We start from the raw sequence: 13,231 nt of genomic DNA, 5'->3' as shown, positions 1-13,231 counted from the left end.
AAATGCGCATTGCAGACGACTGACAAACCTCTGATGATAGAAGAAATACCAGATGTTTAGTCAAAAAAAACAGGAAAATCAATTCGTTGATTTTCGGCTGATAATCACAAAGAGGGAAAAACCACGCTTTTTCCCTCTTTGTCAGCAACCTCAAATGTGCGGATGCGCATTTTGCCCGTAAGGCTGACAAGGAGAGAAAGGTGAGGCGACTGCCCGGCATTCTGCTGCTCACAGGCGTAACGTTGGTTGTTATCGTCGCGCTACTGGTGAGTGGCCTGCGGCTCGTTTTGCCGCACCTGGATGCCTGGCGGCCCGCGCTGCTGGATAAAATTGAAGCCGCCACCGGTTTGCCGGTGGAAGTCAGTAAGTTACAGGCAAGCTGGGAGAATTTTGGCCCCACGCTTGATGTTCGCGACGTTAAGGCCGGCCTCAAAGACGGCGGTACGCTGAGTATCAAACGCGTTACGCTGGCGCTGGATGTCTGGCAAAGCCTGCTGCACGCTCGCTGGCAGTTTCGCGACCTGACCTTCTATCAGCTGCAAATGCGTACCAACACGCCGCTCAGCCAGAACGGTGGAGATGGTACGCTGGAAGCGGACAAAATCAGCGATCTTTTCCTTCGTCAGTTCGATCACTTCGATCTTCGCGACAGCTCCCTTAGCTTCCTGACGCTCTCCGGCCAGCGGGCCGAACTTTCTATTCCTCAACTGACCTGGCTTAACGGTAAAAACCGCCACCGCGCAGAAGGCCAGGTCAGCCTGTCCAGCTTTAACGGCCAGCACGGCGTGGCCAACGTTCGTATGGATCTGCGGGATGAAAACGGGATTCTGAACAACGGCAAGGTCTGGCTGCAGGCAGATGACGTCGACGTGAAGCCCTGGCTGGGCCGCTGGATGGAAGACAATGTCGACCTGAAAAGCGCCCGTTTTAGCCTCGAAGCCTGGATGGATGTGAAAGAAGGGGATATCAGCGGCGGCAGCATCTGGCTGAAAAAAGGCGGGGCAAGCTGGCCGGGTTCCGGCAGCGTGACGCACTCGCTTTCGGTCGATAATCTTACCGCTCAGGTCAGCCGGGAGAAATCCAGCTGGCAGATCTCCGTCCCTTCTACCAATATCACGCTGGATGACCAGGCGTGGCCGAAAGGCTCGCTCTCTGTGGCCTGGGTAGCCCCGCAGGATGTAGGCGGGAAACAAAGCCAGCGCAGCGATGAACTTCGCGTACGCGCCAGCAATATGGAACTGGACAGGTTTAATGGCCTGTTGCCGATTGCCGCCAAAATTTCGCCGCAGCTGGGGGATATCTGGACTTCGCTGCAGCCTCAGGGCCACATTGACGTGCTGGCGCTGGACATTCCGCTCCAGCAAACCGAGCTGACTCGTCTGCAGGCCCGGTGGAAAGATGTGAGCTGGAAGCAGTGGAAACTGTTGCCTGGCGCGGAGCACTTCTCAGGATCGGTGACCGGCAGCGTCGCAAACGGGCAGCTTAATGCCGAAATCACCGACGCAAAAATGCCTTATGAAACCGTCTTCCGCGCGCCGCTTGAGATTGAGAAAGGCGTAGCGACGCTTGCCTGGCAGAAAAACGCAGACGGCTTCCAGCTAGACGGCAAGAATATCGACGTTAAGGCTCGCTCCGTTTGGGCGCGTGGCGATTTCCGCTACTTCCAGCCCGCCAGCGGCGATCCGTGGCTGGGCATTTTGGCGGGCATTAGCACCGATAACGGTGCGGACGCCTGGCGCTACTTCCCGGAAAACCTGATGGGCAAAGAGCTGACGGATTATCTCAGCTCGGCGATTCAGGGTGGCCAGGCCGATAACGCCACGCTGGTGTACGGCGGCAACCCACATCTTTTCCCCTACGAGCACAATGAAGGCCAGTTTGAGGTATACGTCCCGCTTCGTAACGCAAAATTTGCTTTCCAGCCGGACTGGCCTGCGCTGGAAAACCTCGATATCACGCTAGATTTCATCAATAACGGGCTGTGGATGAACAGCAAGTCGGTCAAGCTGGGCGGTGTAACGGCCATTAACTTGACGGCAAACATCCCCGATTATGCCAAAGAAAAGCTGCTGATAGATGCCGACATCAATGGCCCGGGCAATGCGGTAGGGCCTTATTTCAAAGATACGCCGCTGGATGATTCCCTGGCTGCCGCGCTGGATGAACTCCAGATTGGCGGCGATGTGAATGCCCGCTTACATCTGGATATTCCTCTCACTGGTGAAATGACAACGGCCAAAGGCGATGTGCGGCTGAACAACAACACGCTGCTGATCAAACCGCTGAACAGTACGCTGCATAATCTGAGCGGCAAATTCAGCTTTACCAACGGTGACCTGCAGAGTGAAGCGATGAGCGCGAGCTGGTTTAATCAGCCGGTGAGCCTGAACTTCAACACCAAAACTGGCGATAAAGACTATCAGATTGGCGTCAACCTGAGCGGCGACTGGCAGCCCAATAAAACCGGTGTGTTGCCGAAGCAGGTCAACGACGCGCTCAGCGGAAACATCGCGTGGAAAGGCGACGTGGGTATTACGCTGCCTTATCACGGCAGCGCCAGTTACAAGGTCAATCTGGCGGGCGATCTGAAGAATGTGAGCAGTCACTTACCTGCGCCTGTAGATAAAAAATCCGGGGCAGCGCTGCCCCTGAATATCGCCGTTAAGGGCGATTTAAAGGGCTTCGATCTCACGGGCAATGCAGGCGCGCTCAATCACTTCTCCAGCCGCTGGCTGCTGAATAAGAAACTCACCCTCGACCGGGCTATTTGGGCGACGGACAGTAAAACTGTGCCGCCTCTGCCAGAGCAACCGGGCGTGGAGCTCGATCTCCCTGCAATGGACGGTGCTCAGTGGCTGGCGCTCTTCAGTGAAGGCGCGGCGGACAGCGTTGGGGGATCTGCCATCTTCCCGTCCGCAGTGACACTGCGGACTCCGGCATTAACGCTGGCGGGCCAGCAATGGCATAACCTGAGCCTGGTTTCTCGCCCGGAGATGAACGGCACGCAGGTTGAGGCCCAGGGACGTGAAATTAATGCCTCGCTGAACATGAAGAACAACGCGCCCTGGCAGGCCAGCGTTAAGTATCTTTATTTCAACCCGAACTGGAGCGTTCTCCCGAGTGGTGCAAACGGAACGGAGACGCAGCAGGTCCCGGAAAGCGGCGATACGCTTAGCTTCCGTGGCTGGCCAAATGTGCAGTTGCGCTGCGCGGAGTGCTGGCTGTGGGGACAGAAATATGGCCGTATCGATGGAGATGTGACCATTAATGGCGACACGCTGCAGCTGGCCAATGGGCTGATTGATACCGGCTTTGCTCGCCTCACCGCCGACGGTGAATGGGTGAATAAGCCCGGCAGCGAACGTACTTCCCTAAAAGGCAAGCTGAAGGGCGAGAAGCTCGACGCGGCCGCGAACTTCTTTGGCGTGAAAACACCGCTGCAGGGCTCTTCTTTCGACGTTGATTATGACCTGCACTGGCGGGCGGTACCCTGGAAGCCGGATGAAGCTTCGCTGAACGGTATTCTGCATACCAGGCTGGGGAAAGGGCAAATTACCGACGTCAGCACGGGCCATGCGGGCCAGCTTCTGCGTCTGGTCAGCTTTGACGCGCTGCTTCGCAAACTCCGTTTCGATTTTAGCGATACCTTTGGCAGCGGATTCTACTACGACTCGATTCGCAGCACCGCCTGGATAAAAGATGGCGTATTGCATACTGACGACACGCTGGTTGACGGGCTTGAGGCGGATATCGCGATGAAAGGCTCGGTGGACTTAGTCCGTCGCGAGCTAAATATGGAAGCGGTTGTTGCCCCTGAAATCTCCGCGACGGTAGGCGTGGCTACCGCTTTTGCGGTTAACCCAATAGTCGGCGCCGCGGTGTTTGCCGCCAGTAAAGTGCTTGGCCCGCTGTGGAGCAAAATCTCGGTGCTGCGCTACAGCATTACCGGCCCGGTAGATAAACCGAAAATTGATGAAGTGCTGCGGCAGCCGCGCACCAGCGAAGCTCACTGATTTGACGTTAGCGGTTAATTGCCGCAAGCTCCATAAATAAACCATTCCTCGCCAAACGGGCGATAAGCAATAAGAGTAGCGAAACGATGAGTCTTAACCTGGTAAGTGAGCAGTTGCTGTCTGCGAATGGCTTAACCCATCAAGATCTGTTTTCCATTCTCGGGCAGCTGTCCGAGCGCCGTCTCGACTACGGCGATCTCTATTTCCAGTCCAGCTATCATGAATCCTGGGTGCTGGAAGACCGTATTATTAAAGACGGTTCATGGAATATCGATCAGGGCGTTGGCGTTCGTGCGGTTAGCGGTGAGAAAACCGGGTTTGCCTATGCCGATCAAATTACTTTGCAAGCGCTGGAGCAAAGCGCTCATGCGGCCCGCAGTATCGTTCGTGAGCAGGGCGACGGACGCGCCCGTACGCTGGGTAACGTTCCGCATAGTGCGCTTTATACCGGCGCCGATCCGCTGCTAAGCATGACGCGTGAAGAGAAGCTCGACATCCTGAGACGCGTGGACAGCGTTGCGCGCGCCGCGGATGCCCGAGTGCAGGAAGTTAGCGCCAGCCTGACCGGCGTGTATGAATTGATCCTGGTTGCGGCCACGGACGGTACGCTGGCGGCTGATGTTCGCCCTCTGGTACGCCTGTCGGTTAGCGTTCAGGTTGAGGAAGACGGCAAGCGCGAGCGCGGTGCAAGCGGCGGCGGCGGTCGTTTTGGCTATGAGTATTTCCTGGAAAGCGTGAACGGCGAAGTGCGGGCTGATGCCTGGGCGAAAGAAGCCGTGCGCATGGCGATGGTTAATTTGTCCGCCGTTGCTGCTCCGGCGGGAATGCTTCCGGTGGTACTGGGCGCAGGCTGGCCAGGCGTGCTGCTGCACGAAGCGGTCGGGCACGGTCTGGAAGGCGACTTTAACCGTCGCGGGACTTCGGTCTTCAGCGGCCAGATGGGCCAGCTGGTGGCCTCCGAACTCTGTACCGTGGTGGATGATGGCACGATGGCTAACCGCCGTGGTTCCGTCTCTATTGATGACGAAGGCGTGCCGGGTCAGTACAACGTGCTGATCGAAAACGGCATTCTTAAAGGCTATATGCAGGACAAGCTCAATGCCCGCCTGATGGGCGTGGCGCCTACCGGGAACGGTCGCCGTGAGTCCTATGCCCACCTGCCGATGCCGCGCATGACCAACACCTACATGCTGGCCGGGAAATCCACGCCGCAGGAGATTATCGAGTCCGTGGATTACGGCATCTTCGCGCCAAACTTCGGCGGTGGTCAGGTAGACATCACCTCCGGCAAGTTTGTGTTCTCCACCTCGGAAGCCTACCTGATTGAAAAAGGGAAGGTGACCAGGGCAGTGAAAGGCGCCACGCTGATTGGGTCCGGCATCGAAACCATGCAGCAAATTTCTATGGTTGGGAACGATCTGGCGCTGGATAACGGCGTCGGCGTCTGCGGTAAAGAAGGCCAAAGCCTGCCGGTTGGCGTCGGCCAGCCAACCCTGAAGGTTGATAACCTGACCGTGGGCGGCACTGCCTGAGTCAATATGAGGCCGGACTAGCTCCGGCCCGTTTGTTTTGCCTTCCCGTTCCTGCCCTGCACGCCCTGATAAAGCTCCGCTACCTTCACAAAATAGTTCGTCAGATAGTTAATACATACCTGCACCTTCAGCGGCAGTTTGTCTTTTTCGGTATACAGCGCGTACACCGGACGGGGATCGGACTGATAGCGAGGGAACAGGATCTCCAGCTGTCCGCTATTTATCTCGTCGATCACCCACATCAGCGGCGCATAGCCAATACCTGCTCCGGCTTTCAGCCACCGGCTGAGCGTCATCGGATCGTTGGTGACAAAGCGGCCCTGCGGCAACAGGCGGGTCGAGATCCCTTCGGGCGCAATCAGCTCAAATTCATTATCCGGCCGGATGCTGTATTCCAGCCATGAATGGTTAGCCAAATCAGCCGGTTTTTCCGGCGTACCGTGAATGTGCAGATAGCTTTTGGCGGCACAAACCACCATTGGCATTGACCCCAGCCTGCGGGAAAACAGGCTCGAATCCTGCAAAGCGCCGACGCGAATGACCAAATCAAGACCATCGGCAATCAGGTCAGGTGCCGGTATGCCGGTGACCAGGTTGACGGTCAGGCCGGGATGTTCACGCAGCATTTCGGCGGTCATGTCGGCGAGAACATTCTGTGCCATAGTTGAAGAGCTACCGATGCGCAGCGTGCCGATAGGCGTGTTGTTAAAGGCGTAAAGCTGCTCGTGGACTTCCTGTGCTTCGTGCAGCATTTTGCGGCAGCCTTGATAATAAATTTTGCCGGCTTCGGTCAGGCCAATGCTGCGGGTGCTGCGGTTAAGCAGTTTAACCTGTAGCTCATCTTCCAGCTTGGACACGATCTGGCTGATGGAAGAGACGCTCATTTGTAGCTGCCTTGCGGCAGCGGTGTAGGAGCCAAGTTCAACGACTTTGGCAAACACCGACATACGTTTCAGTCGTTCCATTGTTCACTCTGAGTGAAAAGTGATTTAGATCACACATTATAGATAACAGGGTAACAGTTACGTTAATATATTATTATTAACATAACTCATACCGCACGCTCGCCCGCCTTTTCTGGCCTCTCCGTCGCGGTTTGTCGTCGAGTTATGTATCGCCTGCATTATCTTATCAAGGTCAAAATGAGTCTATTTCCGGTTATCGTAATATTCGGTCTTTCCTTTCCGCCGATATTCTTCGAATTAATTTTGTCGCTCGCCGCGTTCTGGCTGGCGCGTCGGCTGCTGACCCCAACCGGCATTTATGATTTTGTCTGGCACCCTGCATTATTCAATACAGCTCTCTATTGCTGCCTTTTTTATCTGATTTCGCGTTTGTTCGTTTGAGGTTGATGTGAAAATACTAACAAGAAACATAACCCGTACCGCTATCACGCTTTTGCTGGTGCTGCTGGCCTTCATCGCTATCTTCCGTGCGTGGGTGTTTTACACCGAATCCCCGTGGACACGAGACGCGCGTTTCACCGCTGACGTTGTTGCCATTGCGCCGGACGTGTCCGGGCTTATCACCAGCGTGAACGTTCAGGACAACCAACTGGTGAAAAAAGACCAGGTGCTGTTCACCATCGACCAGCCGCGCTACCAGAAAGCGCTCGAGCAGGCCGAAGCAGACGTGGCTTATTACCAGGCGCTGTCCTCTGAAAAACGTCGTGAAGCCGGGCGGCGTAACTCCCTTGGCATTCAGGCCATGTCGCGCGAAGAGATTGATCAGTCCAACAACTCGCTGCAAACCGTTCTTCATCAGCTAGATAAAGCCCAGGCGACGCGCGATCTGGCCAAACTAGACCTGCAGCGCACGGTCATTCGTGCCCCAGCGGACGGCTGGGTAACCAACCTTAACGTGCACACCGGGGAATTTATTAACCGCGGCGCAGCGTCCGTCGCGCTGGTGAAACAGAATTCGTTCTACATTCTGGCCTACATGGAAGAAACCAAACTGGAAGGAATTCGTCCGGGCTATCGCGTACAGATCACGCCGCTTGGCAGTAACCGCGTGCTGCGCGGCAGCGTCGACAGCATCTCTGCCGGGGTGACGAACGCCAGCAGTACCAGCGATTCAAAAGGCATGGCAACGGTCGACTCCAACCTTGAGTGGGTCCGCCTTGCTCAGCGTGTGCCGGTCAGAATCCGCCTTGATGAACAGATGGGGAATCTGTATCCCGCCGGGACAACGGCCACTGTCGTTGTGACGGGAGAAAAAGACCGCAAAGCGGAGAATGACTCAGCCTTTATTAAGCTGATGCATCGTCTGCGCGAGTTCGGTTAAGCAGGCCGCTATGTATAACATTTCCAGGCTGCACGTCCGCTTTGCGATAAAGCTCGCTTTCGCCATTGTTCTGGCGGTGTTTGTCGGTTTTCACTTTGAGCTGGAAACGCCGCGCTGGGCGGTGCTGACCGCCGCGATTGTGGCCGCTGGGCCAGCCTTTGCCGCTGGAGGAGAGCCTTATTCCGGGGCCATACGCTACCGCGGGATGCTGCGCATTATCGGGACATTTATTGGCTGTGCGGCCGCGCTGGTCATCATTATCACGCTGATCCGTGCCCCGGTTGTCATGCTGCTGGTGTGCTGTATCTGGGCTGGATTCTGTACCTGGGTCTCGTCGCTTGTTCGCGTCGAAAACTCCTATGCCTGGGGCCTCGCGGGCTACACTGCGCTGATTATTGTGGTCACTATTCAGGTTGCTCCGCTGACTACGCCGCAGTTTGCCGTTGAACGCTGTAGCGAAATCGTTATCGGGATTGTGTGTGCCATCGTCGCCGACCTGCTGTTTTCTCCGCGTTCCATCAAGCAGGAGATTGACCGGGAACTGGATAACCTGCTGGTGGACCAATACCGCCTGATGCAGCTTTGTATTGCCCACGGCGACAAAGAAGAGGTGGATAAAGCCTGGAGCGGGCTGGTGCGTAAAGTCACCGCGCTGAACGGCATGCGTGCCAACCTGAATATGGAATCCGCCCGCTGGGCGAAGGCCAACCGACGCCTGAAAGCGATCAACACCCTTTCGCTGACGCTGATCACCCAGGCCTGTGAAACTTTCCTGATTCAAAACACCCGGCCCGAATACGTCACGCCAGAATTCCGCCAGCTTTTTGCCGTCGAAGTGGAAACCGCCGACGACGTTTATAAGCGGATGAAAGTGCTGCGCCGAGCGATATCTGCGATGGGCGAAAAGGCCACACCGATAACCATCGGATCCTGGGTTTCCGCCTCGACCCGCTATCTGTTGCTGAAGCGCGGGTTTATCAGTAATAGCCGCGTGAGCGCGATTGAAGAAGAAGTGCTGAACGGTGAAGCGGTGGTGAAGGTGGAATCCGCCGAGGGCCATCACGCGATGATTAACTTCTGGCGCACGACGATTTCCTGCGTGCTTGGAAGCCTGTTCTGGCTCTGGACCGGCTGGACATCCGGCAGCGGCGCGATGGTGATGATTGCGGTGGTGACGGCGCTGGCAATGCGCCTGCCTAACCCGCGCATGGTTTCGCTCGACTTCCTGTATGGCATGCTGGTGGCGCTGCCGCTCGGCGCGTTCTACTTCCTTGTGGTGCTGCCGTCCACGCAGCAGAGTATGCTGCTGCTGTGTATCAGCCTTGCCCTGCTGGGCTTCTTTATGGGCATTGAGGTGCAGAAGCGGCGGCTGGGTTCTATGGGGGCGCTGGCCGGGACGATAAATATTATCGTGCTGGATAACCCGATGACTTTCCATTTCAGTAGCTTCCTCGACAGCGCGCTGGGGCAGATCGTCGGTTGTTTCCTGGCCATGATGGTGATCCTGCTGATCCGAGATAATTCGAAAGAGCGCACGGGCCGCACGCTACTGAACCAGTTTGTCTCCGCTGCGGTATCGGCGCTGACGACTAATAATGCCCGGCGGAAAGAGAACCACCTTCCGGCGCTGTATCAGCAGCTGTTTTTACTGTTGAACATGTTCCCTGGCGACATAGATCGTTATCGCCTTGCGCTGACGCTAATCATCGCGCATCAACGCCTGCGCGATGCGCCTATCCCGGTCAATGACGATCTCTCTGCCTTCCACCGGCAGTTGCGTAAAACGGCGGATAAGGTGATTTCTGCCAGCAGTGATGATAAGCGAGAGCGCTATTACGAAAGCCTTTTAGGCGAGCTGGAAATCTATCAAGAGAAACTTCGCCTGTGGGAAGCGCCGCGGCAGGTCACCGAGCCGGTGAAACGGCTGGCGGACATTTTACATCGCTACCGGCACACGCTGATTAACGCCTGAGCCCAACCTTAGCCTGAAGAGCCGACGCCTGCGTCGGCTTTTTTCTATCTATACTTAACTGCGGTCCATGGGATGAACACTTATGAACAGGAGCTATTATGACGAATCAGACACTCCCGCAAAGTGAGCTCTTTAAAACCGGCTATCTGGTCGCAGGCAAGTGGCATTCGCTCGAAGACACTTTTGATGTGCTGAATCCTGCTACGGGAGAAATAGTGGCCAGAGTGGCAAGAGCCGGCAAACGAGAAACCGAAGCCGCGATTGAGGCCGCCAGCAAAGCTTTCCCCGCCTGGCGGGCGAAAACCGCCAAACAGCGATCTGAAATTCTCTACCGTTGGTTTGAACTGATGCTGGCGAACAAAAGCTGGCTCGCCCGGTTAATGACCCTTGAGCAGGGGAAGCCGCTCAAAGAGGCTGAGGGTGAAGTGGATTACGCCGCCAGCTTCATTCAGTGGTTTGCTGAACAGGGCAAACGCGCCAATGGCGAGATTATTCCTCCGGTTAAGCCCGGTTCTCGCATTCTGGCCACGCGTGAACCCGTCGGCGTAGTCGCGGCAATCACGCCGTGGAATTTCCCCATGGCGATGCTGACCCGCAAGCTCGGGCCTGCTCTGGCCGCTGGCTGTACCGGAGTGATAAAGCCCGCGAATAACACGCCTCTTTCCGCTTTTGCTTTGCTGGAACTGGCGAAGCAGGCCGGCGTGCCGGACGGCGTATTGAATGCCGTGGCCGGGAAAACCCAGGAAATTAGCGATGCCATTATGGCCAGCCATCAGGTGCGCAAAATCTCCTTCACGGGTTCAACGGCGGTGGGCAAAACGCTGATGCGTAATGCCGCAGAAACGATGAAAAAAGTGTCGATGGAGCTGGGGGGCAATGCGCCTTATATCGTGTTTGATGACGCGGATATTGATGCGGCGGTAAAAGGTGCCATTGCTAACAAATTCCGTAATGCTGGCCAGGTTTGCGTCAGCGTTAACCGTTTCTTCATCCAGCAAAATGTGTACGACAGTTTTGTGAATAAGCTTGCTGCAGAGGTTGGGAAGCTGAAAGTAGGCAACGGCCTGGAAGAGGGCGTGATTGTCGGGCCGCTGATTGAGCAATCTGCGGTGGAAAAAGTACGAGAGCATGTTGATGACGCGCTGGCGAAAGGTGGGAAAGCGCTTGTCGGCGGCAAGCCCCATGCGCTGGGCGGCAATTTCTGGCAGCCCACCGTTATCATCAACGCTAACGATGATATGAAACTGGCCAGGGAAGAGACGTTTGGCCCCCTTGCGGCCTGCTTCCGCTTTGAAACGGAAGAAGAGGTCATCGAAAGAGCCAACAATACGCCATTTGGGCTGGCGGCCTATTTCTATACCCAGAATTTACAGCGCGTTTTCCGGGTCTCTCAGGCTCTGGAAAGTGGCATGGTTGGGATCAATGAGTGTGCTGTTTCTACGGAACTGGGGCCCTTCGGCGGCGTGAAAGAGTCGGGGTTAGGGCGTGAAGGCTCCGTACTGGGGCTGGACGAGTTCCTTGAAGTGAAAACGCTACATATCGGCGGGCTTTAGCTCAGCGCTTGCTTAAAAGAGTCGGGGCGGCAGCGATGAAAAAATTTACTTTTGATTTTAACCACATCGAGGACAACCTGGCTTTCTATCGCCAGTTTGCGGAGCAACTCGCGCTACGCAAAGAGCAGGTTCACGACCTGGATAGCCTGTGGGACGTGGTCACGGCGTCAATGTTACCGCTGCCCGTGGAGATCGAATTTGCGCATTTGCCGGAGAGCAAGCGGCGCAGGTTCGGGGCGCTCATTCTGCTTTTTGACGAGGCAGAAGAAGAACTGGAAGGCCAGCTCCGCTTTAACATTCACGGCTAGCGTTTGAGCCGCGGCCATAAAAAAGCCCCCGGCGAGCGGGGGCAAAGTCGTAGGACAAGTACGACGAGGGTTTATTTGTACAGCTCTGCGGTTGCGTGCCAGTTATCGCCGCTACGGGCTTCAATCACGCGGTAAGCAGAGGCACCTTGTTCTGTGGCTTTCTGGGACAATTCCTGACGCATATCCATTGGTGCGCTGCCGACCTGGCTTACAGAAATGGAACCCATGGATTGCAGGCCTTGAGCTTGTTCGCTGTTGATCTGGTGTGCGGCAGCGTTAGCGCCTAAAGAGATAAAGGACAGCAGGCTCAGTGCGGCGATAGTTAATTTGGTTTTCATAGTCTTTACTCCTGAAGGTTTAACGTGGCGGCCGGAAGGGCTTAATCGCGATTTTTCTACTTAGGGCCGCCGAGGCTTAACGTTTCTACTCAACTCTATTCAACTGGCTTAGGGCTAAGAACGCTTATTTGTACAGTTCTGCCGTTGCGTGCCAGTGTCCACCGGTGCGGGCTTCGATCACGCGATAAGCGGAAGCGCCGTTTTGCTCAGCTTTTTGGTTCAGCATTTCGTGCATATCCATCGGAGAACTGCCGATGTCATCAACGGAAACGGTACCCAGTGACTGGCGATTCTGCGCTTGCTGAGCGTCGATAGAGTCAGCGGCGAAAACGCCGAATGACAGAGCGGAGAGCAGGCTGGCGGTAACTAAAGTGGCTTTCATGTTCATGGTTTTTTCCTCGTCGTATTCTTTTGGTTGGGTCATCGTTCTGTGACCCTCATCACGAAATCAAGTATACACTAGTTACGGGAAAAATTAATACCCTGCTAATTGTTGCCTATGCAACTTTAAATTAACGAAATGATTTTTTATTCCTGATAGTTATTAAAAAGACATTTTTATCACGGCTTTTTTGTTAAATATAAGTAAAATCATAGATATGGGTGAATTTGACTATTTGTGCGGTAACACGCAGAACAATGCCCTGTGGAATGGTATTGAAGCAATTCCATACGCTGGATTGAGGTTTATTTACGGAAGATTACCAAATGAGAGGCCCGCCGCGTCATGACGGCGGGCTGAGAAGAGGGGGAGTGATTACAGCTCTTGTTCGAACAGCACCAGGATGGCTTCGTAGAGCTCTTTCACCGTGAAGTTATTGGCTGGCGTGGTGAAAATAGTGTCGTCCCCGGCAATGGTGCCCAGAATACCTTCCGCTTTTCCCAGTGAGTCCAGCAGGCGAGCAATGAGCTGTGCGGCGCCAGGGCTGGTATGGATCACTACGACTGCGTCGTTATAGTCGATATCCAGAACCAGGTTTTTTAGCGGGCTGGAGGTCGTCGGGACGCCCAGCTCGGCAGGCAGGCAGTAGACCATTTCCATTTTTGCATTACGCGTTCTTACCGCGCCGAATTTGGTCAGCATGCGGGACACTTTGGATTGGTTGATGTTTTCGAAGCCGTCGTTTTGTAACGCCTGAACTATCTCGCCCTGTGAGCTGAATTTCTCTTCTTTAAGTAATGCTTTGAAAGCCTTTACTAATTCTTCTTGTTTTGAGGAGTTACGCATA

The 13,231-nt window shown here is 55.2% G+C and carries 11 protein-coding genes; 7 read left to right on the top strand and 4 right to left on the bottom strand.

Going from position 1 to position 13,231, the window contains the following annotated elements:
* Positions 1 to 200 precede the first annotated feature (200 nt).
* Together yhdP and tldD are read left to right on the top strand one after the other, a co-directional pair.
* Complete coding sequence (gene yhdP / locus A936_RS04070) at positions 201 to 4,013, top strand: AsmA2 domain-containing protein YhdP (RefSeq protein WP_008454896.1); 3,813 nt, start codon at positions 201 to 203, stop codon at positions 4,011 to 4,013.
* Between the two features lie 86 nt (positions 4,014 to 4,099).
* The gene (gene tldD / locus A936_RS04065) at positions 4,100 to 5,545 is read left to right on the top strand and encodes a metalloprotease TldD (RefSeq protein WP_008454894.1); all 1,446 of its coding nucleotides are present in this window, start codon (positions 4,100 to 4,102) and stop codon (positions 5,543 to 5,545) included.
* Positions 5,546 to 5,562: 17 nt separating this feature from the next.
* Here tldD and aaeR read toward each other — a convergent pair whose 3' ends face one another.
* The gene (gene aaeR, locus A936_RS04060) at positions 5,563 to 6,510 is read right to left on the bottom strand and encodes an HTH-type transcriptional activator AaeR (RefSeq protein ID WP_034807694.1); all 948 of its coding nucleotides are present in this window, start codon (positions 6,508 to 6,510) and stop codon (positions 5,563 to 5,565) included.
* 177 nt (positions 6,511 to 6,687) lie between these two features.
* On the opposite strand from aaeR, the gene aaeX reads away from it, so the two are divergent.
* The 5 genes from aaeX (at position 6,688) to A936_RS04035 (ending at position 11,664) form a co-directional block, all read left to right on the top strand.
* Positions 6,688 to 6,891 carry a p-hydroxybenzoic acid efflux pump operon protein AaeX gene (aaeX, locus tag A936_RS04055; protein ID WP_008454892.1) on the top strand — a complete coding sequence of 68 codons (204 nt, stop codon included), beginning with the start codon at positions 6,688 to 6,690 and terminating at the stop codon, positions 6,889 to 6,891.
* A gap of 7 nt (positions 6,892 to 6,898) precedes the next feature.
* A complete protein-coding gene (gene aaeA / locus A936_RS04050; protein ID WP_008454891.1) occupies positions 6,899 to 7,831 on the top strand; it encodes a p-hydroxybenzoic acid efflux pump subunit AaeA in 933 nt (310 codons plus the stop codon).
* Between the two features lie 10 nt (positions 7,832 to 7,841).
* A complete protein-coding gene (gene aaeB, locus A936_RS04045; RefSeq protein ID WP_008454890.1) occupies positions 7,842 to 9,803 on the top strand; it encodes a p-hydroxybenzoic acid efflux pump subunit AaeB in 1,962 nt (653 codons plus the stop codon).
* A gap of 98 nt (positions 9,804 to 9,901) precedes the next feature.
* Entirely contained in the window at positions 9,902 to 11,356 is a 1,455-nt protein-coding gene (locus tag A936_RS04040; RefSeq protein WP_008454889.1) for an NAD-dependent succinate-semialdehyde dehydrogenase, read from the top strand.
* Between the two features lie 35 nt (positions 11,357 to 11,391).
* Entirely contained in the window at positions 11,392 to 11,664 is a 273-nt protein-coding gene (locus tag A936_RS04035; RefSeq protein ID WP_008454888.1) for a barstar family protein, read from the top strand.
* A gap of 71 nt (positions 11,665 to 11,735) precedes the next feature.
* Here A936_RS04035 and yhcN (A936_RS04030) read toward each other — a convergent pair whose 3' ends face one another.
* The 3 genes from yhcN (A936_RS04030) to argR all read right to left on the bottom strand — a co-directional run bounded on the left by yhcN (A936_RS04030) (position 11,736) and on the right by argR (position 13,230).
* Positions 11,736 to 12,002: a peroxide/acid stress response protein YhcN gene (gene yhcN, locus A936_RS04030; protein WP_008454887.1), complete on the bottom strand. Its 267-nt coding sequence runs from the start codon at positions 12,000 to 12,002 to the stop codon at positions 11,736 to 11,738.
* Between the two features lie 124 nt (positions 12,003 to 12,126).
* Positions 12,127 to 12,390, bottom strand: coding sequence for a peroxide/acid stress response protein YhcN (gene yhcN, locus A936_RS04025; RefSeq protein ID WP_008454886.1), 264 nt, complete (start codon positions 12,388 to 12,390; stop codon positions 12,127 to 12,129).
* 369 nt (positions 12,391 to 12,759) lie between these two features.
* Positions 12,760 to 13,230, bottom strand: coding sequence for a transcriptional regulator ArgR (gene argR / locus A936_RS04020; RefSeq protein WP_008454885.1), 471 nt, complete (start codon positions 13,228 to 13,230; stop codon positions 12,760 to 12,762).
* Position 13,231: the final 1 nt, after the last annotated feature.

The sequence above is a fragment of the Enterobacter sp. Ag1 genome (assembly GCA_000277545.1).
In the GTDB taxonomy this organism is placed as follows: Bacteria; Pseudomonadota; Gammaproteobacteria; order Enterobacterales; family Enterobacteriaceae; genus Cedecea.
This window is presented reverse-complemented; position numbering and strand designations above follow the sequence as displayed.

What these genes read in the sequence shown, in the direction of transcription:
- tldD (WP_008454894.1), top strand. Translation starts at nt 4,100, where the DNA reads ATGAGTCTTAACCTGGTAAGTGAGCAGTTGCTGTCTGCGAATGGCTTA.
- aaeR (WP_034807694.1), bottom strand. Translation starts at nt 6,510, where the DNA reads ATGGAACGACTGAAACGTATGTCGGTGTTTGCCAAAGTCGTTGAACTT.
- aaeX (WP_008454892.1), top strand. Translation starts at nt 6,688, where the DNA reads ATGAGTCTATTTCCGGTTATCGTAATATTCGGTCTTTCCTTTCCGCCG.
- aaeB (WP_008454890.1), top strand. Translation starts at nt 7,842, where the DNA reads ATGTATAACATTTCCAGGCTGCACGTCCGCTTTGCGATAAAGCTCGCT.
- A936_RS04040 (WP_008454889.1), top strand. Translation starts at nt 9,902, where the DNA reads ATGACGAATCAGACACTCCCGCAAAGTGAGCTCTTTAAAACCGGCTAT.
- A936_RS04035 (WP_008454888.1), top strand. Translation starts at nt 11,392, where the DNA reads ATGAAAAAATTTACTTTTGATTTTAACCACATCGAGGACAACCTGGCT.
- yhcN (WP_008454887.1), bottom strand. Translation starts at nt 12,002, where the DNA reads ATGAAAACCAAATTAACTATCGCCGCACTGAGCCTGCTGTCCTTTATC.
- yhcN (WP_008454886.1), bottom strand. Translation starts at nt 12,390, where the DNA reads ATGAACATGAAAGCCACTTTAGTTACCGCCAGCCTGCTCTCCGCTCTG.
- argR (WP_008454885.1), bottom strand. Translation starts at nt 13,230, where the DNA reads ATGCGTAACTCCTCAAAACAAGAAGAATTAGTAAAGGCTTTCAAAGCA.